Source organism: Roseateles sp. (assembly GCF_049240545.1).
GTDB lineage: Bacteria > Pseudomonadota > Gammaproteobacteria > Burkholderiales > Burkholderiaceae_C > Paucibacter_A.
This window is the reverse complement of record NZ_JBMLSK010000293.1, coordinates 1-1,314: the sequence shown is the minus strand read 5'-3', so window position 1 is coordinate 1,314 and position 1,314 is coordinate 1. Positions and strand designations below refer to the sequence as shown.

1 protein-coding gene is annotated in these 1,314 nt (G+C 66.5%); it reads left to right on the top strand.

Annotated features, from left to right (window positions below):
* Positions 1-52: 52 nt before the first annotated feature.
* Positions 53-1,096, top strand: a complete 1,044-nt coding sequence (locus ACOVRJ_RS18835; protein ID WP_422045362.1) for an IS30 family transposase — start codon at positions 53-55, stop codon at positions 1,094-1,096.
* Positions 1,097-1,314: the final 218 nt, after the last annotated feature.

Below are 1,314 nucleotides of genomic sequence, written 5' to 3'. Positions count from 1 at the left end.
CCCGGACTCAGCCTTGAAGTGCAACGCTCCAACCCCAAGATGGAGCGTGAAGATGGGAACGAAGTATTTGCACCTCTCCCAGGCGGAGCGGTGGGCGATTGAGTTCAGTCGCGGGCAGGGCCTGAGTTTTGCTGAGATCGGCAAGGCGCTTGGACGGCATCGCAGCACGATCATGCGTGAGTGGCGCCGAGGCTATGCGCGAGGCTTTGATCGCTATCTTGCTGAGTTTGGCCGTCGTTACTACATGAACAAGCGTTCGGCGGCCGGCCACGCTCGGCGCAAGCTGGACGCGCTGATGCGCAAGCCGGCGTGGAGCGTTGTGATGTTCGGTTTGCGCCAGGAGTGGTCGCCGCAGCAGATCAGCGACCGTCTGCGGGATGGGGCGCTGCCGGTCGATGTGGTGCCTGCGGGCCTGCGCACGCTCAGCCACGAGACCATCTATCGAGCCATCTACGGGATGCCCGCCGGACAGCAGCATGCGCAGCTGGTGCGGATGCTGCGCCGCAGCCTGGGCGGCCGCCGGCGGCCGCGCAAGGCCAACGGCAGGCGCTTTACGGGGGTACAGAACATGCGGCCGCTGTCCGAGCGCCCGCAGGCGGCCGAACTGCGGCTGGAGCCGGGGCACTGGGAGGGAGATCTGATCAAGGGAGCCGGTGGCCGCTCCCATGTCGGCACCCTGGTGGATCGCCACACGCGCATGACGCTGCTGGTCAAGCTCGACAGTGCACACGCCGATCACGTCGCGCGCGCGTTTGCGGCACGGCTGGGCACGCTGCCGGCGGAGATGCGCAAATCGCTGACGTACGACCGCGGCACGGAGATGGCGAGGCACCTGGAGTTCACCCGACGCAGCGGGATCCCGGTCTACTTCTGCGACGCGTACAGCCCCTGGCAGCGCGGGACCAACGAAAACACCAACGGCCTGATCCGGCAATACCTGCCCAAGGGTATGGATCTGTCCACCGTAAGCCGCCGGGAGCTGACGCGGATTGAAAGCCGCCTGAACGGGCGGCCGCGCCGGGTGCTTGGGCGAAAGACGCCGCTGGAAGTGCACGAGAAGGTCTTGCAGCAATTCGTGCGGGCCATCGCGGGCTGACTGCCGCGCCGAGCCAACCCAGCCTGTCGGGGCGCGAGCAAGAGGCGGCGGAGTCAAGGCCGGCGCAGACCGCCCGAAGGGCTTGGCCTTGACGCCGCTGGCTCTTGCGCTACGCTCGCCGCAAAGCGTTCAGGCTGCGCACTTCGCGGCCTGAACGCTTGGAGGCAATTCAGCGAATTCCGAAATACCTGCGTTGCACTTCGACTGAGAACACGCCC

Coding starts and splice junctions, on each gene's coding strand:
- ACOVRJ_RS18835 (WP_422045362.1), top strand. CDS start 53: ATGGGAACGAAGTATTTGCACCTCTCCCAGGCGGAGCGGTGGGCGATT.